The organism is Pseudomonas sp. GM18 (genome assembly GCF_000282195.1).
In the GTDB taxonomy this organism is placed as follows: Bacteria; Pseudomonadota; Gammaproteobacteria; order Pseudomonadales; family Pseudomonadaceae; genus Aquipseudomonas.
In genome coordinates, this window is sequence record NZ_AKJT01000028.1 from 76,060 (window position 1) to 99,763 (window position 23,704).

Consider the following 23,704-nt stretch of genomic DNA (forward strand, 5'->3'; position numbering starts at 1 on the left):
TCTGGAAAAACCCAAACAATCCGATAATCGACTGAGTGTTCGTTTATCGAACAGATTGTTACCTCGCTATCGTTCTCTCTCAGATCGTTCCCATGCTCTGCGTGGGAATGCAGCCAGGGACGCTCCGCGCCCCAAAAGCGGACGCAGAGCGTCCATTGAGGCGTTCCCACGCAGAGCGTGGGAACGATCAATCTCGGAAATCGCCCTCAGGTCGCATCCGCATGGCTGACCATGCCCTTGATCACCACCGCCGTGGTCGCCAACGCGGCCGGAATCACCAGCGCCGTCAGCACCTGCTCGAAGTTCCAGCCCAGGCCCAGCAACGTTGCGCCCATCCACGCCCCGAGGATCGCGCCGAAGCGGCCAATCCCGAGCATCCACGACACACCGGTAGCCCGCCCTTGAGTCGGATAAAACCGCGCCGCCAGCGACGGCATTGCCGATTGCGCGCCGTTGACACACATCCCGGCCACCAGCACCAGGGTCGCCAGCACGGCGATGTTGCCCAGGCTCTGCCCTACCGCGTAGGCAAACACCCCGGCCAACAGATAGAAAGTGCCGATGACCTTGTGCGGATTGAACCGGTCCATCGCCCAACCCACGCCCACTGCGCTCAACACCCCGCCAAGCTGGAACAGCGCACCAATGAATGCGGCCTGTTCCATGCTTGCGCCGCTGTCACGCATCAGCGTCGGCAACCAACTGGTCAGCAGATAAACAATCACCAGCCCCATGAAGTACGTCAGCCATAGCAACAACGTGCCGGTGCTGTAAGTGCCGGAGAAGATCACCGCGAACACATTGCGCGCCTTCACGGTTTTCTGTTCCGGCACGCTGAAGCTCGAAGCCTGGGCCACCACCGCTGGGTCGATCGGCGCCAGGGCCTTGCGCACTTTGTCGGTGCCGCGATTGCGCACCACCAGATAGCGCGCCGATTCCGGCAACCACAACAGCAATACGACGGCGAGGATCAGCGGCAGAATCCCGCCGATCATCAACAGACTGTGCCAGCCGAAGGCCGGGATCAGTTTGGCCGAGATGAACCCGCCCCCGGCCATGCCAAGGTTGAAGCCGCAGAACATGCTGGTCACCAGCAGGGATTTCTTGCGTTCCGGGGTGTACTCAGACAGCAGCGTGGTAGCGTTCGGCATGCCGGCGCCCAGGCCCAGACCTGTGAGGAAACGCAGTACCAGCAGTTGATCGACGTTGGTGCTGTAAGCCGACGCCAGGCTGAAAGCACCGAACAACAGCACCGCGCCCACCAGTACGACTTTTCGCCCGAAGCGGTCAGCCAACGGCCCGGAACCCAAGGCGCCGAAGACCATGCCGATCAACGCCGCACTCATCACCGGGCCGAGGCTGGCGCGATCGATGCCCCAGTCCTGGGACAGTGCCGGTGCGATAAAACCCATGGCCGCGGTGTCGAGGCCATCGAGGAAGACGATCAGGAAACACAGGATCACCACCCGCCATTGGTAGCGCGAAATGGGTTGAGCGTTGATAAAAGACTGCACGTCGAGGCAGTTTCCTACAGCAGACTGAGGCTGGTTCATTATTTTTATTCCACGTAAAGAACGCAGTCGAACAGATGCCAGCCGGAGCTGACGTTGTCACAAGGAAAGGAGGTCGGGATCAGGCGATCCGGTTTCGGCAGTTAAACCGGTGGGAACAGCGACAGTGGGGGAACGTGCGCATGACGATGCCTCTTCTCATTATTATTGGGTCGTCGTCCAGCAGCTCGCTGAGGGCCAGCAGCGCCGGATGACGCTGCCGCGACATTAATGATCCGAAGGAAAGAGCGTCAATTCGATAAACGCGACTCTGTGCGTTTATCGAACAGCTTAGGCGAACAGCTGCGCGCTAAGGTCGCGGCTGGCACTCAACAAACCGGGCAGGAAACGTTGCTCCAGCTCGCTGCGGCTGACCCGGCCGGCGTGGGTGCTGACGTTCAGCGCCGCTACCACTTGGCCGGAAGCGTCGTACACCGGAACGGCAATCGAGCGCAGGCCCTGCTCCAGTTCCTGATCGACGATGCACCAGCCTTGTCGCCGTACCTCTTGCAGGCATTCGAGCAAGGCTTCGGGGGTATGCAGGGTGCGACTGGTCTTGGCTTGCAGGTCTGCATGGTCGAGGTACTCGCGCAGCGACGTGTCGTCCAGTGCGGCGAGCAGAATCCGGCCCATGGAGGTGCAATAGGCCGGCAAGCGCCCACCCACCGAGAGGTCGACGGAAATCAGCCGTTGGGTAGTCGCCGAGCGCGCGATGTACAAAATGTCATCGCCCTCCAGCGTGGCCATGTTGCAGGCCTCGTGCAATTGCTCGCTCATGCGGTCCAGGTACGGCTGGGCAGACACCGCCAGCGGCGTCGACGACAGATAGGCATGGCCCAGGGTCAGTACTTTGGGCAGCAGCGAATAGGTGCGTCCGTCGGTGGTGGCGTAGCCGAGCTTGATCAGGGTATGCAGGCAACGTCGCACAGCGGCGCGGGGAATTTCCGTGCGGTGGCTGATCTGTGCAATGGTCAGGTGCCGCTTGCGCTCCTGGAACGCTTGCACCACCGCCAGGCCACGGGCCAGGGAGGTCATGAAATCCGGGTCACCGGTCAGGGCCTGGATTCGCTTGGCGGGCGAGGCGACGATCGGCGGCGCCACTGAAGCGAAGGAATTGCGCATTTGATCGTTCATATCAGGTTGTTCCCCACACGGATCAGCGACTATTACAAGCGGCCCCGGTCTGACACACAAGCCAGCGGCTGCCAGGATTGGGCGATTATCGAACCATAGGCCGATAATCGCAATCCTGGTGCGTACATTCAGCCATCCTGCTTTCACTCGCTACACAACACGGTTGTTATTTTCGGTCACTGGCTTAAAGGAGGACGATGTAATAATTTGTCCGGCTTAATGGCGCCAGAAAGTCACCACTGCAACTGGCATCAGCCCACCGTAGTTACCGGCAAGTTGCGAGTAACAAAACAATCACACATGAGGAACTACTTTTAACTGCCCAGAGATAGTGTTCTTCGGATCGACCGCTATAATGCATGTCAGAGGCGACCGGTTTTTTTGTGCCGATTCCGCCCGCCGGCAGCGCGATATCCATCGCCGCTGTCCGCAGCAAGCGCTTGACGCTCATTTAATATGTTCCGCCAACGCGCTCGCTGAAACAGGAGACTGATGCTGCGTCAGCTGTTTTTCTCTGGTGCCGTGGCCGCCTGCAACATTGAAGTATTGATTGCGCCGTGGGAACGATGTCGTATCAGGCATTGTCCTTTCGACGAGCATGGTCAATAGATCGATGCAGCGCGTTTCACCAGAATTAATCTCAACTCAATCAGGTAGCACTGTGACGAAAGACGAACTGCGCGCGGAACTTGAGCGCCAGGAACAACGTTACAAGGAAGTTTACGGCGGGGAAGTCACCACCTACGCCGCTCAGCCCGAACCCGAACGCAAACCCTGGCGTAAACGCGCCACCGTTCAGGATCAGGCCTTCACCCAGGAATTGCAGAAGATGGAAAAGGAACTCAAAGCCGAAGAGCCATGACCGCCTCGGCTTGTATCCTTTCAAGAGCCTGCGTCTGCACCCGTTAAAAGCGGGTTGTATCGATGATGCTTTTCGCGCCCGCTACAAGCGGGCAGCGGTTCCCTCATCCATTCGATCAGGCAAACGGCTCTTGCCTGACCGTCTTCTCGGATATTTCACACAAGCGTTCAATCCTCTCGTCCCAACGAGAGAAACCCTTGTGGCTGCTGCCTTTCCAAGCGAATTCAATGACTTGTAAACCGCTGAAAAACCCTGGGGTTCAGCGGGTTGCCGTCCACTATTTCATTGAAGAATGTAACCGATGAGCAGCAAGTGCATCGATTAGCAGTCTTTTCTGGCATAATCGCGCCCCCTTACGAACGGGTCAGAAAACCTTCATGATCGATTTATTCAGCGGACTGGATGCTTGGGTGCTTGTGAGCCTCTTGCTCGCCCTGGCCTTTGTCCTCGCCTTCGAGTTCATCAACGGCTTTCATGACACCGCAAACGCGGTGGCCACTGTTATCTACACCAAAGCCATGCCGCCTCATCTGGCGGTGTTCTTTTCCGGTGTGTTCAACTTCCTCGGCGTGCTGCTGGGCGGTGTGGGAGTGGCGTATGCCATCGTCCATCTGCTGCCGGTAGAACTGTTGATCAATGTAAACACCGGTCACGGGCTGGCCATGGTGTTCTCGTTACTCGCCGCCGCCATCACCTGGAACCTGGGCACCTGGTACTTCGGTATCCCGGCCTCCAGCTCCCATACGCTGATCGGTTCGATCCTCGGTGTCGGCCTGGCCAACGCCCTGATCAACGACATTCCGTTGGCCGACGGCGTCAACTGGCAGAAAGCGATCGACATCGGCGCGTCCCTGGTGTTCTCGCCAATGGCCGGCTTCCTGATCGCGGCCCTGGTGCTGATCGGCCTTAAATGGTGGCGTCCGCTGTCCAAGATGCACAAGACTCCGGAGCAGCGCCGCAAGATCGACGACAAGAAACACCCGCCGTTCTGGAACCGCCTGGTCCTGGTGATTTCGGCGATGGCGGTCAGCTTCGTGCACGGCTCGAACGATGGCCAGAAAGGTATCGGTCTGATCATGCTGGTGCTGATCGGTATTGTGCCGGCGCAGTTCGTACTCGACCTGGGCAGCACTACTTACCAGATCGAACGGACGCGCGATGCAACCCTGCACCTGAGTCAGTTCTACAAACGCAATGCCGATACGCTGGGTGATTTCCTGGCCCTGGGCAAAAGCGTGGAAGGTGATCTGCCGGAGAAATTCCGTTGCAACCCGCAACAGACCGAACCGACCATCGCCGCCCTGCTCGACACCCTCAAGGGTGTAGCCGACTACCACTCGCTGCCGGCGGAAAGCCGCATCGAAGTGCGTCGTTACCTGCTCTGCCTGGACGACACGGCGAAGAAAGTCAGCAAGCTGCCCGGCCTCGCTGCCCGTGAAAAGGCTGACCTGGACAAATTGCGCAAGGACCTGACCACCACCACCGAATACGCCCCGTTCTGGGTGATTCTGGCGGTCGCACTGGCCCTCGGCCTGGGTACCATGGTCGGCTGGAAACGCGTGGTACTGACCATCGGCGAGAAAATCGGCAAGCAAGGCATGACCTATGCCCAAGGCATGTCGGCGCAGATCACCACGGCGAGCATGATCGGCATGGCCAACATCTTCAGCCTGCCCGTCTCCACCACTCACGTCCTGTCGTCAGGCGTGGCCGGCACCATGGTCGCGAACAAAAGCGGCCTGCAAGGCGGTACTGTCAGAACCATCCTGCTGGCCTGGATCCTGACCCTGCCAGCCACCGTAGCCCTGTCAGCCGGCCTGTTCTGGCTGGCCTCCAAGGCACTGGGTAGCTGATACATCGCTACTGAAAAAGGCGCGTTCCGTGAGGTTCGCGCCTTTTTTATTGCCCGCATTTCGGTAGTTAGATCGTTCCCACGCTCTGCGTGGGAACGATCGGACAAAAAAAAGGGCGACCGAAGTCGCCCAAAATGCCTTGCGTGCTCATTGCTCCAGAAAGAACTACGGTTTTTTCCGCTTATGCGAATCCTTCCAGATAAAAAATCCAAACCCTGCAAAAAACAGAACCATGAGGCCGACTGTCAGCACTCCGGCGATCACCACGTTATCGAAAAACATGACTGGCCTCCTGCACATGCCCTGTTGCGATGGGGCTAAGTTAACCAATCGGGCAGGAGAGAAAATTGACCGGGATCAATGCCGCCCGAGACTGGGCGTAAAGGAAGGGAAATAACTGACCTGCATCAACCGATGCAGGGTGTTTCAACGCTTTTTCGGTTTGTTCTTCGGCTTTTTCTTCGCTTTACCCAACGGCATGGCCTGCTCAAATGCCTGGCGCACTTCGTTCAGACGCTTTTCATTAAGGTCATGAACCCGCTTGGCACGTTCAGAGTTGAGGTCGATCAGCTTGTCATCTTGGCTCATGGCGTTCAGTGCATCGCTTGGAAATGAATTCAGCTGCCGGCTAAAGGCGACAGGATTGCGCCAATAATGCGGTCTGGCGCGGGCGCTGACCAGTCTCCGACACTTCAGATCTCAATATCGACCCACAACCCCTGACGTGGCTGGTTCTCCATCAACGGCACCACCGGCACGGTATTGTCGGCGTTGAGCTCATTACCGGGGATCGCCAGATGCTCTTCAGGATCCTCATCGGCCTCACGACGGCGCCGATCCCGTTCCTGTTGCCGACGCTGCTCCTCGCGCAGCTGCAGGCCCGCTTCTTCCGGGTCGCGCTTCTGTAGGTCGATGGTGCTTTCATTGGAGCCTTCCTGCACCGGCACCACGGGCGGAATATCCGGGCGCTGGCGGATCGGATCCTGCTGTGAAGTGATCGGCACGGCGCTCAAGGGGAGCATCGGTGGCAGCATATTATTAGTCTCCTGTCAGCAGGCTGTCGGCTGCGGGGATGGCGACTTGAGCCATCGGTCGAAAACTTGTGACCCGCTTGGCACCGTAGGAGTTGGCGCAGCCTGCGATCTTTTGATCTCAGGTCCTGAAAAGATCGCAGCCTTCGGTAGCTCCTACTGAGTAATCCTTTGGCCCTGAAGGCTCATTCCGTTAAGATAGCCCGCTTTTTCAAGGTGGGAGTCAGGCAGCATGGCGCAGCAGTATCAACCGGGGCAACGCTGGATCAGTGACAGCGAAGCCGAGCTGGGTTTAGGCACCGTTCTGGCACAGGACGGCCGCTTGTTGACCGTGCTCTACCCGGCCACTGGCGACACTCGCCAGTACGCGCTACGGAATGCGCCCCTCACCCGCGTGCGGTTTTCGCCGGGTGACTCGATTACTCACTTCGAAGGCTGGAAACTGACCGTACAGGAAGTCGACGACGTCGACGGCCTGCTGGTCTACCACGGCCTCAACGGGCAGAACGAAGTGGTCACCCTGCCGGAAACCCAACTGTCGAACTTCATTCAGTTCCGACTGGCGAGCGACCGTCTGTTCGCCGGCCAGATCGATCCGCTGGCCTGGTTCTCCCTGCGTTATCACACCCTGGAACACACCAGCCGCCAGTTGCAGTCATCGCTCTGGGGCCTGGGCGGCGTGCGGGCGCAACCGATCGCGCACCAGTTGCACATCGCCCGTGAAGTCGCCGACCGTATCGCACCGCGGGTTCTGCTGGCCGACGAAGTGGGCCTGGGCAAGACCATCGAAGCCGGCCTGGTTATCCATCGCCAACTGCTCTCGGGCCGCGCCAACCGCGTGCTGATCCTGGTGCCGGAAAACCTCCAGCACCAGTGGCTGGTGGAGATGCGCCGCCGCTTCAACCTGCAAGTTGCGCTGTTCGACGAAGAACGCTTCATCGAAAGCGATGCGACCAACCCGTTCGAAGACACCCAGCTCGCCCTGGTGGCGCTCGAATGGCTGGTGGAAGACGAGAAAGCCCAGGACGCGCTGTTCGCCGCCGGCTGGGATTTGTTGGTGGTCGACGAAGCGCACCACCTGGTGTGGCACGAAGATCAGGTCAGCCCTGAGTACTCCCTGGTGGAGCAGCTTGCTGAAACGATCCCGGGCGTATTGCTGCTGACCGCAACCCCGGAACAACTGGGCCAGGACAGCCACTTCGCCCGTCTGCGCCTGCTTGACCCGAACCGTTTCCATGACCTGCACGCCTTCCGTGCCGAGAGCGAAAACTATCGCCCGGTGGCCGAAGCCGTTCAGGAGCTGCTGGACAAAGGGCGCCTGTCGCCTGAAGCGCACAAGACCATTCACGGCTTCCTCGGTAATGAAGGCGAAGCCCTGCTGAGCGCAGTCAACGATGGCGATTCCGAAGCCAGCGCCCGTCTGGTCCGCGAACTGCTGGACCGTCACGGCACTGGCCGCGTGCTGTTCCGTAATACCCGTGCCGCCGTGCAGGGTTTCCCGGAGCGCAAGCTGCACCCGTACCCGCTGCCGTGCCCGGCCGAATACCTCGAACTGCCGTTGGGCGATCACATCGAGCTGTACCCGGAAGTCAGCTTCCAGTCCCAGCCGGACGCCAACGAAGAAGAACGCTGGTGGAAATTCGACCCGCGCGTCGAGTGGCTGATCGACACCCTGAAAATGCTCAAGCGCACCAAAGTGCTGGTGATCTGCGCCCACGCCGAAACCGCCATGGACCTGGAAGACGCCCTGCGCGTGCGTTCCGGCATTCCGGCCACGGTCTTCCACGAAGGCATGAACATCCTCGAGCGTGACCGCGCCGCCGCCTACTTCGCCGACGAAGAATTCGGCGCCCAGGTGCTGATCTGCTCGGAAATCGGCAGTGAAGGTCGTAACTTCCAGTTCTCGCACCATCTGGTGCTGTTCGACCTGCCGTCGCACCCGGATCTGCTGGAGCAGCGTATCGGTCGTCTCGACCGGATCGGCCAGAAGCACGTCATCGAACTGCACGTGCCGTACCTGGAAACCAGCCCGCAAGAGCGGCTGTTCCAGTGGTACCACGAAGCGCTGAACGCGTTCCTCAACACCTGCCCGACCGGCAACGCCTTGCAGCATCAGTTCGGCCCACGCCTGCTGCCGCTGCTGGAAGAGGCCGACGATGGCGAGTGGCAAGCGCTGATCGACGAGGCCCGCACCGAGCGTGAGCGTCTGGAAGACGAGCTGCACACCGGTCGCGACCGCTTGCTGGAACTCAACTCCGGCGGTGCAGGCGAAGGCGATGCGCTGGTCGAAGCGATCCTCGAACAGGACGATCAGTTCGCCCTGCCGATCTACATGGAAACCCTGTTCGACGCCTTCGGCATCGACAGCGAAGACCATTCGGAAAACGCGCTGATCCTCAAGCCCAGCGAAAAAATGCTCGACGCCAGCTTCCCGCTGGGCGACGACGAAGGCGTGACCATCACCTACGACCGCAACCAGGCGTTGTCTCGTGAAGACATGCAGTTCATCACCTGGGAACACCCGATGGTTCAGGGTGGCATGGACCTGGTGCTGTCCGGCTCGATGGGCAACACCGCCGTGGCGCTGATCAAGAACAAGGCGCTGAAACCGGGCACCGTGTTGCTGGAACTGCTCTATGTCAGCGAAGTGGTTGCCCCGCGTTCGCTGCAACTGGGCCGTTACCTGCCGCCGGCCGCCCTGCGCTGCCTGCTCGACGCCAATGGCAATGACCTGTCGGCCCGGGTGTCGTTCGAAACCCTGAACGATCAACTGGAAAGCGTGCCCCGCGCCAGCGCCAACAAGTTCATCCAGGCCCAGCGCGACCAGCTGACGCCACGGATCAACGCCGGCGAAGAGAAGATCACCCCGCGTCACGCCGAGCGCGTGGCCGAGGCACAACGTCGCCTGGCGGCCGATACAGACGAAGAACTGGCGCGCCTGACCGCCTTGCAAGCGGTCAACCCGACCGTGCGCGACAGCGAACTGGTTGCCCTGCGCAAGCAACGCGAGCAAGGCCTGGCCATGCTCGACAAAGCGGCGCTGCGACTGGAAGCGATTCGGGTGTTGGTGGCGGGTTAATCCCTCTGCTCCACCGCTAAAAAGAAGGCCCGCAGCGATGCGGGCCTTTTTGCTTTCTGAAGATCTTTGGTGAAACAACCGCCGCCAAGATCTTAAACCGCGGGCGCCGCTGCAATCCCAGGCTCAACCACTGCCACCAACCCTTCTTTCATCCGCTTGGTATCCCGCACAAAACACCGCGACGCCAAAAACAGAAACACCATGGTGAAAAACAACGCCACCGGGATCAGGTACATCGCGTCATGCAGGCCGACAGCCTTGAACGCCTCGGTCATTTGCTCGGCACCCGCCGAGAGCATTGCGGTATGGGCGAAGTGATCGGACAGACCGCCCACCACTACCGGCCCCAAACCACCGCCCAACAGATACAACCCGGCAAAGAACAACGCCATCGCCGTCGCCCGCAGGCGCGGCTCGACCACGTCCTGAATCGCCGTGTACACGCAGGTGTAGAAGTTGTAGGCGAACAACCACCCCAGGCTGAACACCGCGACAAATACCCCGATTTCGATCCGCCCGGCATGCAGCGCCCAAGCTGTGCACAAAGTCGAAATGATCAGGCTGAATGCGGCGAACAGCAGACGCCCATTGGCCACCCGCTGGTGAATCTTGTCGGCAATCCAGCCGCCGAGTGTCAGGCCGAACAACCCCGTCACCCCGACGATCACCCCGGTCGCCACCGCCGCGTCCTGCAACGGCATCAGGAAATAACGCTGCAGCATCGGCACCAGAAACGAGTTGCAGGCATACGTGGCGAAGTTGAAGCACAGCCCCGCCATCACCAGCCACAGGAAAGTCGGCACCGCCAGCACTCGACGGATCGGCCGGTCCACGCGTTCCTGAGACACTTGCACGCTTTCCGCCGCTCCACGCTTCGGCTCTTTGATAAAGAACATGAAGACCGCCAGGATCAACCCCGGCACCGCCGCGATGAAGAATGGTGCACGCCAGCTGTCGAACGCCTTGACCATCGCGCCAATGGTGAAAAACGCCAACAGCAGGCCCAGCGGCAAGCCGAGCATGAAAATGCCCATGGCCCGGGCCCGACGATGCGCCGGGAACAAATCGCCGATCAGCGAATTGGCAGCCGGCGCGTAACTGGCTTCACCGATGCCGATGCCCATGCGTACGATCAGGAAACTCCAGAAACTGCCCACCAACCCGTTGATCGCGGTCAGCCCACTCCATACCGCCAGGCCCCAGCCCATCAGTTTGCTGCGCGAGCCAGTATCGGCCAATCGCCCCAGAGGCAGGCCGGCAATGGCGTAAACGATGGTGAATGCGGTCCCGATGATCCCCAGCTGAAAGTCGCTGAGGTGCCATTCCATGCGGATCGGCTCGATGATGATCGCCGGAATGGTGCGGTCGAAGAAGTTGAAGAGGTTGGCCAGGAACAACAGGAACAGAATGCGCCAGGCATTCGCCGCTTGGGTCGAGCTCTGCATGGGGTCCGTCTCTTTTTATTGTTGTTGGGGCGTTCACTGTCCCCGGAATCTCCAATCTAGTCAGGCCCGTCAGGGCTGTCTGTCATTATTCGCAAGGTTGATATCAGCTCATGGCGCCACGCATAACTTGTGGGATTAGTGCTGTCAGGGAGTCAGTTTTTTCACCATCAGTTGGAGGACAGAAAAATACCTCTGCGCCCCCCTTCCCAACGCCATGGCGAAGCCTAGAATAGCGGCCTTGTCTGCCCATCACGTCCCTATCCCTCCTTTGATCATTGCCCATGTCCGAAGCCAGTCCGTGTCTGAATTGCGGTGCCTGCTGTTCTCATTTTCGCGTGTCTTTTTTCTGGGGTGAATGCACCTCGGCCGGGGGGACGGTGCCTGACGAACTGGTCGCGTCCATCAGCCCCAGCCGGGTGGCCATGCTGGGCACAGACTGCAAACCTGTTCGCTGTGTCGGTCTGGTGGGTGAAGTGGGCAGTACCGTGCAGTGCTCGATTTACGATCAGCGCTCCAGCACTTGTCGGGAGTTCGACGCCTCTTGGGCCAATGGCGAGGCGAACGTGGATTGCGATGCGGCACGGGCCGCGTTCGGGCTGCCCGCCCTGCAACCTGAATTCGAAACGCCTTTTGAGCAGATCGCCTGAGGCGCCGCACCGACCGCCATTGAGCCAATTAAAAAAAATTTAGACATCAATGTGCCATCACCCCTTGCGCTCCGTATAAGCCCTCTATACTGCCAGCATTCGCCAGCGCGCATGACGCAGGCCAAGATGACTCACAGACGGGACATGCTATGGAGTGGCTTGGTTTGCATTTCATGACCGGGCTGCCGGAAAGCGGGCAGGTCATACTCAATTGCACCCATAACCCGTTTCTGGTGTTGCTGGCCTATCTGGTCGCCTGCACGGCCGGTTTCGCCACGCTGGACATGACCGAGCGGGTGGGTCATGTGGAAAAATCCGCCTCTCAACGACTCTGGCGCTGGGTCGGCGCCGGGTGTCTGGCGGGCGGTATCTGGTCCATGCACTTCATCAGCATGCTGGCATTCCAGGTGCCGATCGAAATCCATTACCACCTGCCCACCACCCTGATCTCGCTGTTGTTCGCCCTGACCGCCTCGTGGCTGGCCATGTACACCCTCAGCCACCCCCAACTGAATTTCTGGCAATACCTGCGGGCCGCAGTGTGGATCGGCCTGGGCATCGCGACCATGCACTACGTGGGCATGGCCGCACTGCGATCGAATGCGCTGGTCTATTACCAACCCGCCCTGTTCGTGCTCTCCGTCGTGATCGCCATCGGTGCCAGCCTGGCTGCCCTGTTGATTTCCAGTCACTTGCGCGATGACACCGGTGCGTATCATCTACTGCTCAAATACACCGCCAGCCTGGTGCTCGGGGCCGGCATTGTCAGCATGCATTTCACCGGCATGGCATCGCTCAACCTGGTGCTGCCCGATGACAGCCTTCAACCGCTGCCCGGCGACAACAATCATCTGCAACTGGGGCTGACGGTGGCGGTGATGGCGCTGCTGATCATCGGCAGCAGCATCAGTGCCGCCCTGGCGGACAAGAAGCTGCAACACAAGGATTCCGACCTGCAGCGAGTCAACGCCCTGCTCGGTCAACTGGATCAAGCACGCATGTCGCTGCAACAGGTGGCGCACTACGACCCCTTGACCAACCTGCTCAACCGCCGGGGCTTCAACCAGCTTTTCGCCGAAAAACTCATCGAAAAAACCAACGAAGGCGGCATGCTCGCGGTGATATTCCTCGACATCGACCACTTCAAACGGATCAACGACAGCCTTGGCCATGACGCCGGCGACGAACTGCTCAAAGTCCTGGCCAGTCACATCAAGGCCTCGGTACGCAGCCACGAAGATGTGGTGGCGCGCTTCGGAGGCGACGAATTCTGCCTCCTCATCAACCTGTACGACCGCGAAGAAGCGCGGCATATGGCCCAGCGCATCATGCTGAAAATGAAAGACCCCATCGAGTTGTCCGGACGGCGCATGGTCATGACCACCAGCATCGGCATCAGCCTGTTTCCGGAAGACGGCAAAACCTGCGAAGAACTGCTGAAGCACGCCGACCTGGCGCTGTATCAATCCAAGGGCAGCGGTCGTAACGGGTTGCACTTTTTCAGTTCAAACCTGAAAGCCCGCGCCACGCTGGAGCTGCAACTCGAAGAAGAACTGCGTCACGCCCTACGCGAAGACTCCGGGTTGATGCTGTATTACCAACCGATCTATGACCTGAGAATCGGCAGAGTCACCAAACTTGAAGCGCTGGTCCGCTGGCAACACCCGGTTCACGGATTACTGACGCCGGACCGGTTCATCGCCATCGCCGAGGCCAACGGCCTGATCGCCGAACTGGACAATTGGGTATTGCGCAAGGCCTGCGAAGACCTGGGCGAACTGTCCCGCCACGATTGCGAAGACCTCAGGATTGCAGTGAATTGCTCGCCCCTGAACCTGGCGCGAGAAGAACTGGCCGAGGAAATCGAACACGCCCTGCGCGTCTACGGGGTAACGCCCCAGCGACTGGAGCTGGAGGTGACCGAGAATGCATTGATGGGCAATATTTCCAATACCCTGGTGTTGCTGCGGCAGATTCGCGCCCTTGGCGTTTCGCTGTCGATCGACGACTTCGGCACCGGCTATTCATCCCTGGCCTACCTCAGGCGCCTGCCGTTAAACACGCTGAAGATCGACCGCTCGTTCATTCAGGACATCCCCAAGGCCACCCAGGACATGGAAATCGTCCAGGCCATTATCGTCATGGCCCACACCCTGCATTTGCAGGTCGTCACCGAAGGCGTCGAGACCATCGAGCAATACGACTTTCTCCAACGCCACGGCTGCGATTTCGTCCAGGGCTACCTGCTCAGCCGTCCGGTGCCGCTGACTGAGTTGCGACCAGTGCTGGCCGAAATCAACCAGCGTAAGCACATGCATGCCGTCAATCCGTTGAGTCTGGCTCACGGTACAACTGCACTAACGTCGACGGATCCTTTTCCAGGAACCCCTGCCCCCCATGGAGTCGCATCAGTTGTGCGGCCAATCCGCTGATCGGCGTGGCCGAACCCTGTTCGCGGGAAAACTTCACGGCGGTATCGAGATCCTTGAGCAGCGTGCGTACGTGCCATTTCACGGGTTCGAAACGGCTTTCGGCCATTTGCGGCGCGAGAATCTGCAACGGTTTTGAATCGGCGAAACCACCGGCCAGCGCCTCGGCGATCAGGCGGGCATCGACCCCGGAACGCTCGGCCAGGGCCACCACTTCGGCAATGACCAAGGCGTTGCAGGCGACGATCATCTGATTGCAGGCCTTGGTCACCTGCCCCGCGCCGACCGCGCCCATGTGGGTCACGCGCTGGCCAAGGGTCAGCAACACCGACCGCACGCGCGCCAGGTCTGCCGCCTCGCCACCGACCATGATCGCCAGGCTGCCGGCCTCGGCGCCGACCACCCCGCCGGACACCGGCGCATCGAGCCACCCCATCCCGGTTTTATTGATCAGTGCTGTGGCCATTTCCCGCGTCGCGGTGGGCTCCAGGCTGGAAAGATCCACCAGCAACTGGCCGCTTTTCGCCCCCTCGGCAACGCCAGCCGCGCCAAACACCACCTCACGTACAACGGCGGTATCGGCCAGGCACAGCATCACCACATCGGCGTGCTGACACAGCTCGGCCGGTGTCGCCACTTGCTGTGCGCCGGCCTCGACCAGCGCTGCACACTTGGCCGGGTTGCGGTTCCACACCGTCAGCGGATAACCGGCCGCCAACAGGCGTCGGCACATCGGCAAACCCATCAGGCCGATTCCGGCGAACCCCAGCGCAGGCAACGTTGCCATCATTTAGCCTCCCTTTGATTAAAGATCATCGAATATTGGCCGATTCATCATGGTTAAGGAAAGGATTCCCCCGAGCGATGTTCAGGCCAAGGCCCTGACGCTTGGGCCACATTCGCGCTAAAAAAAGACGCGAGATCCCATTCCGTGATGACTCGATGACACTTGTCGCCGAGCCGACCAGTCCAGGTATATGGCGCACAATGACTTCTAAAAACAATCCGGCCACCGCGGTATCCGACCTGACCCTGAGCCCCGCGGCGAACAGCCCCTCATCGTCGAAGCCATTGACCCCGTCGCGTCCGCTGTCGACTCAGCAATATCTATATTTCACCGAAACCAATACCGACCGCATCCTCGACAACCTCGACGGCCTGCGCGACCTGGTGTTCCCGCGCCCGCCTCATCTGGAGGGCGACAACGAACAGCACAACGACCAGGAATTCCCCTCGGTGTGCCTGATCGGCCTGGGCCGCTGCGGTTCGAACATCGCGCTGGACGTGGCGGAGCTGGTGTACAACGCCCGCAAGTTCTACCTCAACGAATTCAACAACGAAGACCGTCTGTCGCCGGACAAACGCTACGCCGAAAAGGGCTACAGCCCGGCGCAGTGGATTCGCAACAACCTGCGCCTGGGGCCGAACAAGGCCACCAAACCGGTATTCCTGGTGGAGCCGCTGGTGATGCTCGGCGACCTGGACAAGGACATCGCAGGTCGCATCCGTTTCTCGCGCAAGGGCGAAAAAAGCGGCTTTTTGCGCGACTACAGCAAAATGAAAATCATGGACTTGTCGGAAGTCCACGCCGGTGGCGCCGGTAACGCGCCGATCCTCGGTCAGTACCTGGCCAAGATCATCCTGAACAAGGACACCCAGCGCTTCTCCAGCCCCGACTGGAAGATGATTCACTCGTACCTGATCGACAGCTGCGGGATCAAGGCCAACCAGTCGCGCCTGTACTTCTCGATCTTCAGTGCCGGCGGCGGTACCGGTTCGGGCATGGCCTCGGAATTCGGCCTGGCCCAGCAGCACTCGTACATGAACAAGACGTTCGACACAAAGCCAATGGACGAACACGACGGCAAGAGCGGCCATTCCTTCGTCTTCGAGCCGATCTTCACCAGCGGCATCTGCGTACTGCCGAACATTTCCGATCACCGCAGTGAAATGTCCGAAGCGCTGCACATCAACGCCGGTCGCCTGCTGTGCAAATATCTGTCGGAAGAGTGGGACTTCTCCTACAACTTCGCCAACGAAGACAGCAGCGAAGCCAGCGTCATGGGCCGTATCCGCCCATGGAACGCGATGATGCTGATCTCCAACGACATCATGCGTTATGCCGAAGAAAGCGATGACGGCAACATCCAGAACATCGACGTCAACGCGATGGAAAAGCACGCCAACCAGTACATCTCACAGCAGATCTTCAACATTCTGACGGCGCAGGCGGTCACCACCGACTATGACCAGAACTATTTCCGTCGCGCTGGCATCGACATCGGCGAAACCATTCGCCTGGACGCCAACGACCTGTTCATGAGCCTGGCCGGCCCGGTGGCCATTGCCTACGCCGAGTCCGTGGTGCCGGAAACCCCGCCGCCGAGCAGCGACAAGTTCAAGGTGTTCGACAAAGAGCCACAGCGCCTGAACATCGACGATCTGTTCTTCCGCTCCATCGACCTGCCGCACTTCAACAAAGTCACCCAGGCGATCGAAGGCATCAGCCTGTTGCCGATCGAGTCCAAGCGCTACCGCGCCTCGCTTGAGCAGTACAAGAATTCGGGCTATGACGCGGCCGCATTGCACGACCTGCACTTCTTCAAGAATTGCTCGTCGGTGGTGTCGATCGTCTCCTTGCCCAAAGACTACAAGCTGTCCTACATGGACCTGAACCGGTTGAAGACCCACCTCAACAGCCTGTTCCCCAACACCACGCTCAAGCGTTATGCACTGGTAATCGGCGCCTCGGCCAACCTGTCGCTGACCACCCTGATCGCCAAGAGCCCGTGCCTGTCGGACGACTTCCTGACGCTGATCGTGGCGTTCATCAAGCGTTGCTTCGCAAAAAATCCGTATCGCTTCGACGAAACGCTGGATAACTCGATCCTGGACTTCATCATCCATGAAGACTTCGACGAAGACCGGATCGACGACCTGCTCAACGAATTCGAAAACCCGGCGAAGATCCTCGACACCAACTGGTACGCGATCAAACCGATGTACGAGAAGAAGTACCGCGAGCTGATCAACGACAAGGACAAGTTCGTCTCGATCAATGACATTCGTTTGTCGCGGGACTGCGTGAAGAAGGCGATCAAGTACCTGCGCGAGATCTACCGTCACCGGATTGGCAAGACCAAGGTTATTTCTTTGAATAACCATACGGGTAAGACGGCTTATTGAGTCGGGCCTTCTGTGATGATCGTTCCCACGCTCCGCGTGGGAACGATCACAATTAAGCAGCCCATCGGCTGCTCAATAAACTGTTCCCGTTACGTTTACGTCACCGTTATACCGGCCTTTCTGTGGCCTTTCTCCACGGCAACGTGCCATCACGCTACTCGGCTACACACTTTTGCCCGACAAAGCCAAGCACCAAATCGGTGCAAGCCTTCAAGCCTTCGCCCTTTCCTGGATCATAATCCAGGGCGAAACAACCACGGCCCACAGCTCCGGATCACGCTCAAAAATATCCAGCGCCCGCGTTTCAGACAGCTTGGCGACCTTGTCGGCGGCCAGCCAGGCAGCGACTTTCTCGCCTTCATCGGTCGCTACCGCTTCCGCCGCAGCGATCAAATCCAGGCCTGGGTCGACCCACAATAGGGCACCCCTGGCGAAGAACGGCTCCAACTCTTTCCAGGTAATAGATGCGGTTTCACCAAGCAGCTTGGCATAGAGGGTGCTAGGTTCTTGAGTCATGGGTTGCTGTCCGCAAAAGAAATCGATGTGAATGATAACGTCGGTGTTGCGCCAGAAAAACCCGGATGCAATTGCGTCACCGATTGAAAAACCCGGGAAAGCCAGGGAATGCTGTCGCTTCAAGTATTAGCCAGCTAACATCCTGCCGCGATTCTGTCTTTTTCTTTCAACAAAGCGACACCCTCAGGTTTTGCCCCCTGGCGCCAGCTTCCCAGGCCAACAATCGGCGCTCTACACTGTACCGGTACAGTTGCCGGGGGCATTTTCCGGAGGATATCGACGATATCTGACCCGGTTCTGCTGCTACGGCCGCCAGGACTATAAAAACTACAACAGTAAGAGTGGAGCACTATGACTAAGGCTACTAAGCAGATTTCAAAACTGTTTGCCGCTATGGTTCTGGCCGGGGTTGCCAGCCATTCGTTCGCCGCCGACACCATCAAGATCGGCATCGCCGGCCCTAAAACCGGCCCGGTCACTCAATACGGCGACATGCAGTTCATCGGCGCCAAGATGGCCATCGAGCAGATCAACGCGAAAGGCGGCGTCGACGGCAAGATGCTCGAAGCCAAGGAATACGACGACGCGTGCGACCCTAAACAAGCCGTGGCCGTCGCCAACAAAGTGGTCAACGATGGTGTGAAATTCGTTGTCGGCCACCTGTGCTCCAGCTCCACCCAGCCAGCTTCGGACATCTACGAAGACGAAGGCGTGATCATGATCACCCCGGCCGCCACCAACCCGGACATCACCACCCGTGGTTACAAGCTGGTGTTCCGCACCATCGGCCTGGACAGCGCCCAGGGTCCTGCTGCCGGCAACTACATCGCCGATCACGTGAAACCGAAGATCGTTGCCGTGCTGCACGACAAACAGCAATACGGTGAAGGCATCGCCACCGCCGTGAAACAGACCCTTGAGAAGAAAGGCGTCAAGGTTGCCGTGTTCGAAGGCCTCAACGCCGGTGACAAGGACTTCTCCTCGATCATCCAGAAGCTCAAGCAAGCCAACGTCGACTTCGTCTACTACGGCGGCTACCACCCGGAACTGGGCCTGATCCTGCGCCAGTCCCAGGAAAAAGGCCTGAAAGCCAAGTTCATGGGGCCTGAAGGCGTCGGCAACGACTCCATCTCGCAAATTGCCCAGAATGCTTCCGAAGGCCTGTTGGTCACCCTGCCGAAATCCTTCGACCAGGACCCAGCCAACAAAGCACTGGTACAAGCCTTTGCCGACAAGAAGCAGGACCCAAGCGGTCCGTTCGTGTTCCCGGCCTACTCGGCTGTCGAAGTGATCGCCGAAGGTATCAAGGCCGCCAAGAGCGAAGACACCGCCAAGGTGGCTGAAGCCATTCACAAAGGCACCTTCAAGACCCCGACCGGTGATCTGTCGTTCGACAGCAAGGGCGACCTGAAAGACTTCAAATTCGTGGTCTATCAGTGGCACTTCGGTAAACCAAAGACCGAAGTTTCCCCTCAGTAAGCTGGCTCCATGATTAATAAAGCCCACTGCGCGAGCAGTGGGCTTTGTTTTACGAGATTAATGAGTCAGAGTCCCGCGATCCGGGAGCTGGCTTACCTGAAAATCTTAAAACCGTCACCAGCGGTTCGCTGGCAAACGCTCGTGCGAAGGTGGCCACAGACCACACAGCCCGGGCCGGAACATGACTCCACCAGTGAAATGCGTATCAGGTTTTTAGGAGCGCTGTAATGCCTGAGATCTATCACTTCTTCCAACAGCTGGTTAATGGGATGACCATTGGCAGCACCTATGCCCTTATAGCCATTGGCTACACAATGGTTTACGGCATTATTGGAATGATTAACTTCGCCCATGGCGAGGTCTACATGATCGGTTCCTACGTGGCCTTCATCGTCCTTGCCGGACTGGCCATGCTGGGTATCCATTCTCTGCCGCTATTGATGACCGCTGCATTCCTGGCGACCATCGTTGTTACCAGTGCCTACGGCTACAGTATCGAACGGATCGCCTACCGCCCTCTGCGCGGCAGTAACCGTCTGATCCCGCTGATCTCGGCCATCGGCATGTCGATATTCCTGCAAAACAGCGTACTGCTCTCGCAGGACTCCAAGGACAAATCGATCCCCAACCTGATTCCGGGCAGCTTCAGCTTCGGTCCGGGCGGTGCAGAGGAAGTGCTGATTTCCTACATGCAGATCCTGGTGTTCGTGGTGACCCTGGTCGTGATGCTCTGCCTCACCCAGTTCATCTCGCGTTCACGTCTGGGACGCGCCTGTCGGGCCTGTGCCGAAGACATCAAGATGGCCAACCTGCTGGGCATCAACACCAACAACATCATCGCCCTGACCTTCGTCATCGGTGCCGCCCTGGCGGCCGTGGCGGCTGTACTGCTGAGCATGCAGTACGGCGTGATCAACCCCAACGCCGGATTCCTGGTAGGCCTCAAAGCCTTTACCGCGGCGGTGCTGGGTGGCATCGGCAGCATTCCGGGCGCCATGCTCGGTGGTCTGGTGCTGGGGGTAGCCGAAGCATTCGGCGCCGATATATTCGGTGACCAGTACAAGGACGTGGTGGCTTTCGGCCTTCTGGTCCTGGTGCTGTTATTCCGGCCAACCGGCCTGCTGGGTCGTCCGGAGGTTGAGAAAGTATGACTAGGAATCTCAAACAGGCGCTGTTCAGCGCCCTGCTGGTATGGGCCGTGGCCTATCCGGTACTCGGCCTGAAACTGTCCATCGCCGGGATCAACCTCGAAGTGGAAGGCGCCAGCACCTCCACGCTGATCATCATCGCCACCTGCTCGGTGCTGATGTTCCTGCGTGTGCTGTTCGACCGCGAATACTCGGCGGCCATGCGCTCCGTGCCCAAGGGCAAACTGATCCCGGCCAGCGCGAGCCACTTCCTGACCCTGCCGACCACCCAGCGCTGGATCATCATGGCGATGATCGTCGTGGCACTGGTGTGGCCGTTCTTCGGTTCACGCGGTGCAGTGGACATCGCCACGCTGATCCTGATCTACGTGCTGCTCGGCCTGGGCCTGAACATCGTGGTCGGTCTGGCCGGCCTGCTCGACCTCGGTTACGTCGGCTTCTACGCCGTGGGCGCCTACAGCTATGCGCTGCTGTCGCATTACTACGGCCTGAGCTTCTGGATCTGCCTGCCGATCGCCGGTTTGATGTCGGCGACGTTCGGCTTCCTGCTGGGCTTCCCGGTGCTGCGTCTGCGCGGTGACTATCTGGCGATCGTGACCCTGGGCTTCGGTGAGATCATCCGTCTGTTCCTGCGCAACCTGACGGGCCTCACCGGTGGACCGAACGGCATCAGCAACATTCCCAAACCGTCGCTGTTCGGCCTGACCTTCGAAAGAACGGCCGCCGAAGGCATGCAGACCTTCCACGAGTTCTTCGGCCTGACGTACAACCCGGTCAGCAAGGTGGTTTTCCTCTACCTGGTGGCGCTGTTGCTGGCACTGTTCGCGCTGTTCGTGATCAACCGCCTGCTGCGCATGCCGATCGGCCGTGCCTGGGAAGCCTTGCGCGAAGACGAAATCGCCTGCCGTGCCCTGGGCCTGAACCCGACCGTAATCAAGCTGTCGGCCTTTACCCTGGGTGCCTGCTTCGCCGGTTTCGCCGGTAGCTTCTTCGCCGCGCGTCAAGGGCTGGTCACGCCGGAGTCGTTCACCTTCATCGAGTCGGCCACCATCCTCGCCATTGTGGTGTTGGGCGGCATGGGCTCGCAGTTGGGCGTGGTTCTCGCGGCTGTCGTGATGATCCTGTTGCCCGAACTGATGCGTGACTTCAGCGAATACCGCATGTTGATGTTTGGCGCCTTGATGGTGCTGATGATGATCTGGCGTCCTCAAGGTCTGCTGCCGATGCAACGCCCTCACATGGAGCTGCGCAAATGAGCCGTGAGATCCTGAATGTAAACGGCCTGAGCATGCGCTTCGGCGGCCTGTTGGCGGTCAATGGCGTAGCCTTGAGCGTCAAAGAGAAACAAGTGGTATCGATGATCGGCCCCAACGGCGCCGGCAAGACCACCGTGTTCAACTGCCTGACCGGGTTCTACAAACCCACCGCGGGCACTATCCAGCTCAACGGTGAAGCGATCGAAGGCCTGCCCGGCCACAAGATCGCCGGCAAAGGCGTGGTGCGGACCTTCCAGAACGTGCGGCTGTTCAAAGACATGACCGCCGTGGAAAACCTGCTGATCGCCCAGCACCGCCACCTGAACACCAACTTCCTGGCAGGCCTGTTCAAGACCCCGGCGTTTCGCCGCAGCGAACGCGAGGCCATGGAATACGCCGAGTTCTGGCTGGAAAAGGTCAACCTCAAGGAGTTCGCCAACCGTCCGGCCGGCACCCTGGCCTATGGTCAGCAGCGCCGCCTGGAAATCGCCCGCTGCATGATGACCCGTCCAAGCATCCTCATGCTCGACGAACCGGCCGCCGGCCTCAACCCGCGGGAAACCGACGACCTCAAGGCGCTGATCGGCACCCTGCGTGAAGAGCATAATGTGACGGTGCTGTTGATCGAACACGACATGAAACTGGTCATGAGCATTTCCGACCATATCTTCGTGATCAACCAGGGCACACCGCTGGCCAACGGCACGCCGGATCAGATCCGCGACAATCCTGAAGTGATCAAAGCCTACCTGGGGGAAGCGTAAATGCTGCAGTTCGAAAACGTTTCCACCTTCTACGGCAAGATCCAGGCGCTGCACAGCGTCAACGTCGAAGTCCGCCAGGGCGAGATCGTGACCCTGATCGGCGCCAACGGTGCCGGCAAGTCGACCCTGCTGATGACCCTCTGCGGTTCGCCGCAAGCCCACAGCGGCAGCATCCGCTACATGGGCGAAGAGCTCGTCGGCCAGGACTCGTCGCACATCATGCGTAAAAGCATCGCCGTGGTTCCGGAAGGCCGTCGGGTGTTTGCCCGTCTGACCGTGGAAGAAAACCTCGCCATGGGCGGGTTCTTCACCGACAAGGGCGACTATCAGGAACAGATGGACAAGGTTCTGGGACTTTTCCCACGCCTGAAAGAACGCTTTGCCCAACGCGGCGGCACCATGTCCGGCGGCGAACAGCAAATGCTCGCCATCGGTCGCGCGCTGATGAGCAAGCCCAAGCTGTTGCTGCTCGACGAGCCATCGCTGGGCCTGGCACCGATCATCATCCAGCAGATCTTCGACATCATCGAACAACTGCGTAAGGACGGTGTGACGGTGTTCCTGGTGGAGCAGAACGCTAACCAGGCCCTGAAAATTGCTGACCGTGCCTACGTGCTGGAAAACGGCCGGGTGGTGATGAGCGGGACCGGTGAAGCACTGCTGACCGACCCGAAAGTGCGCGAAGCGTACCTCGGTGGTTAAGCCTTTGCGGTAATCAAAAAACGGCCTTCGGGCCGTTTTTTGTGCCTGGCACCATCCCCACAACAATGAAGATCCCTGTAGGAGCTGCCGAAGGCTGCGATCTTTTGATCTTGATCTCCAGTGATTCAGAAAAAATCAAAGTCAAAAGATCGCAGCCTTCGGCAGCTCCTACAGGGGTTCACGTATTTTTTTGAGTTTTTTTCGTTGGGGCTGTAACGCCTCGCCCTGTCGTTTCTCTAGAGCGGTAAGCAAGCACAAACGCTTGCCATACCAAGCTCAATTTCGGAGAAACATCATGACTGCTACCACCCGCACCCTGTCCGCCACCGCCCTGGTTCTGGCCCTTGGTTCTGCCCTGAGTATCGCCGCGGTCTCCACTGCCCACGCCGCTGACGCCAACATGGAAAAATGCTTCGGCGTGGCCATGAAAGGTCATAACGATTGCGCTGCAGGCGCTGGCACCACCTGCGCCGGCACGGCAAAAATCGACTACCAGCCGAATGCTTTCAAACTGGTACCTGAAGGCACCTGCGCCACCACAATGAGCAAAACATCACCCACCGGTTTCGGCCAGATGGAAGCCTACAAAGCCAAGTCGTAATCAGCCCCCCAGCCTGAGTGTC

Annotated in this window: 20 protein-coding genes; 12 read left to right on the forward strand and 8 right to left on the reverse strand. The window is 59.3% G+C overall.

From position 1 onward, the window contains the following. Positions 1 to 206 precede the first annotated feature (206 nt). Together PMI21_RS20755 and pcaR are read right to left on the reverse strand one after the other, a co-directional pair. Positions 207 to 1,553, reverse strand: coding sequence for an MFS transporter (locus PMI21_RS20755; protein ID WP_007935834.1), 1,347 nt, complete (start codon positions 1,551 to 1,553; stop codon positions 207 to 209). 288 nt (positions 1,554 to 1,841) lie between these two features. Further along, positions 1,842 to 2,684, reverse strand: a complete 843-nt coding sequence (pcaR, locus tag PMI21_RS20750) for a pca regulon transcriptional regulator PcaR (RefSeq protein WP_007935836.1) — start codon at positions 2,682 to 2,684, stop codon at positions 1,842 to 1,844. Positions 2,685 to 3,345: 661 nt separating this feature from the next. Between pcaR and PMI21_RS20745 the strand changes: the two genes are divergently transcribed. Together PMI21_RS20745 and PMI21_RS20740 are read left to right on the forward strand one after the other, a co-directional pair. Next, positions 3,346 to 3,546: a hypothetical protein gene (locus PMI21_RS20745; RefSeq protein WP_007935837.1), complete on the forward strand. Its 201-nt coding sequence runs from the start codon at positions 3,346 to 3,348 to the stop codon at positions 3,544 to 3,546. Positions 3,547 to 3,923: 377 nt separating this feature from the next. After that, the gene (locus PMI21_RS20740) at positions 3,924 to 5,399 is read left to right on the forward strand and encodes an inorganic phosphate transporter (protein ID WP_007935838.1); all 1,476 of its coding nucleotides are present in this window, start codon (positions 3,924 to 3,926) and stop codon (positions 5,397 to 5,399) included. 165 nt (positions 5,400 to 5,564) lie between these two features. Here PMI21_RS20740 and ccoM read toward each other — a convergent pair whose 3' ends face one another. From ccoM to PMI21_RS20730, 3 genes are all read right to left on the reverse strand, one after another. Then, entirely contained in the window at positions 5,565 to 5,681 is a 117-nt protein-coding gene (ccoM, locus tag PMI21_RS30045) for a cytochrome c oxidase subunit CcoM (protein ID WP_007906619.1), read from the reverse strand. 144 nt (positions 5,682 to 5,825) lie between these two features. Beyond that, entirely contained in the window at positions 5,826 to 5,987 is a 162-nt protein-coding gene (locus tag PMI21_RS29685; RefSeq protein ID WP_007935839.1) for a hypothetical protein, read from the reverse strand. A 104-nt stretch (positions 5,988 to 6,091) separates the two neighbouring features. Continuing rightward, complete coding sequence (locus PMI21_RS20730; protein WP_007935840.1) at positions 6,092 to 6,433, reverse strand: hypothetical protein; 342 nt, start codon at positions 6,431 to 6,433, stop codon at positions 6,092 to 6,094. A 229-nt stretch (positions 6,434 to 6,662) separates the two neighbouring features. On the opposite strand from PMI21_RS20730, the gene rapA reads away from it, so the two are divergent. Continuing rightward, complete coding sequence (gene rapA / locus PMI21_RS20725) at positions 6,663 to 9,509, forward strand: RNA polymerase-associated protein RapA (protein ID WP_007935841.1); 2,847 nt, start codon at positions 6,663 to 6,665, stop codon at positions 9,507 to 9,509. A 92-nt stretch (positions 9,510 to 9,601) separates the two neighbouring features. Here rapA and PMI21_RS20720 read toward each other — a convergent pair whose 3' ends face one another. Beyond that, positions 9,602 to 10,954, reverse strand: coding sequence for a spinster family MFS transporter (locus tag PMI21_RS20720; RefSeq protein WP_007935842.1), 1,353 nt, complete (start codon positions 10,952 to 10,954; stop codon positions 9,602 to 9,604). Between the two features lie 281 nt (positions 10,955 to 11,235). On the opposite strand from PMI21_RS20720, the gene PMI21_RS20715 reads away from it, so the two are divergent. Next, positions 11,236 to 11,601 carry a YkgJ family cysteine cluster protein gene (locus tag PMI21_RS20715; protein ID WP_007935843.1) on the forward strand — a complete coding sequence of 122 codons (366 nt, stop codon included), beginning with the start codon at positions 11,236 to 11,238 and terminating at the stop codon, positions 11,599 to 11,601. A 149-nt stretch (positions 11,602 to 11,750) separates the two neighbouring features. After that, positions 11,751 to 14,033 (forward strand): putative bifunctional diguanylate cyclase/phosphodiesterase, encoded by a 2,283-nt coding sequence (locus PMI21_RS20710; RefSeq protein WP_007935845.1) that lies wholly within the window; start codon positions 11,751 to 11,753, stop codon positions 14,031 to 14,033. Here PMI21_RS20710 and PMI21_RS28690 read toward each other — a convergent pair. Next, positions 13,924 to 14,820 carry an NAD(P)-dependent oxidoreductase gene (locus tag PMI21_RS28690; protein ID WP_162130329.1) on the reverse strand — a complete coding sequence of 299 codons (897 nt, stop codon included), beginning with the start codon at positions 14,818 to 14,820 and terminating at the stop codon, positions 13,924 to 13,926. The genes PMI21_RS20710 and PMI21_RS28690 overlap by 110 nt on opposite strands. A 197-nt stretch (positions 14,821 to 15,017) precedes the next feature. Between PMI21_RS28690 and PMI21_RS20705 the strand changes: the two genes are divergently transcribed. Further along, positions 15,018 to 17,216 carry a hypothetical protein gene (locus tag PMI21_RS20705; protein WP_007935851.1) on the forward strand — a complete coding sequence of 733 codons (2,199 nt, stop codon included), beginning with the start codon at positions 15,018 to 15,020 and terminating at the stop codon, positions 17,214 to 17,216. Positions 17,217 to 17,426: 210 nt separating this feature from the next. On the opposite strand, the gene PMI21_RS20700 is transcribed toward PMI21_RS20705, so the two are convergent. Next, positions 17,427 to 17,732 (reverse strand): DUF2288 domain-containing protein, encoded by a 306-nt coding sequence (locus PMI21_RS20700; RefSeq protein WP_007935853.1) that lies wholly within the window; start codon positions 17,730 to 17,732, stop codon positions 17,427 to 17,429. Between the two features lie 351 nt (positions 17,733 to 18,083). Between PMI21_RS20700 and PMI21_RS20695 the strand changes: the two genes are divergently transcribed. From PMI21_RS20695 to PMI21_RS20670, 6 genes are all read left to right on the forward strand, one after another. Beyond that, positions 18,084 to 19,211, forward strand: a complete 1,128-nt coding sequence (locus tag PMI21_RS20695; protein ID WP_007935855.1) for a branched-chain amino acid ABC transporter substrate-binding protein — start codon at positions 18,084 to 18,086, stop codon at positions 19,209 to 19,211. A 227-nt stretch (positions 19,212 to 19,438) separates the two neighbouring features. After that, on the forward strand, positions 19,439 to 20,362 hold the full coding sequence (livH, locus tag PMI21_RS20690) for a high-affinity branched-chain amino acid ABC transporter permease LivH (protein ID WP_007935857.1): 924 nt from the start codon (positions 19,439 to 19,441) through the stop codon (positions 20,360 to 20,362). Continuing rightward, entirely contained in the window at positions 20,359 to 21,615 is a 1,257-nt protein-coding gene (locus PMI21_RS20685) for a high-affinity branched-chain amino acid ABC transporter permease LivM (RefSeq protein ID WP_007935858.1), read from the forward strand. Before livH ends, PMI21_RS20685 begins: the two co-directional genes overlap by 4 nt. After that, positions 21,612 to 22,379: a high-affinity branched-chain amino acid ABC transporter ATP-binding protein LivG gene (gene livG, locus PMI21_RS20680; RefSeq protein ID WP_007935859.1), complete on the forward strand. Its 768-nt coding sequence runs from the start codon at positions 21,612 to 21,614 to the stop codon at positions 22,377 to 22,379. Before PMI21_RS20685 ends, livG begins: the two co-directional genes overlap by 4 nt. Next, positions 22,380 to 23,081: an ABC transporter ATP-binding protein gene (locus PMI21_RS20675; protein ID WP_007935860.1), complete on the forward strand. Its 702-nt coding sequence runs from the start codon at positions 22,380 to 22,382 to the stop codon at positions 23,079 to 23,081. Positions 23,082 to 23,376: 295 nt separating this feature from the next. Then, on the forward strand, positions 23,377 to 23,682 hold the full coding sequence (locus PMI21_RS20670) for a BufA1 family periplasmic bufferin-type metallophore (protein ID WP_007935862.1): 306 nt from the start codon (positions 23,377 to 23,379) through the stop codon (positions 23,680 to 23,682). Positions 23,683 to 23,704 lie beyond the last annotated feature (22 nt).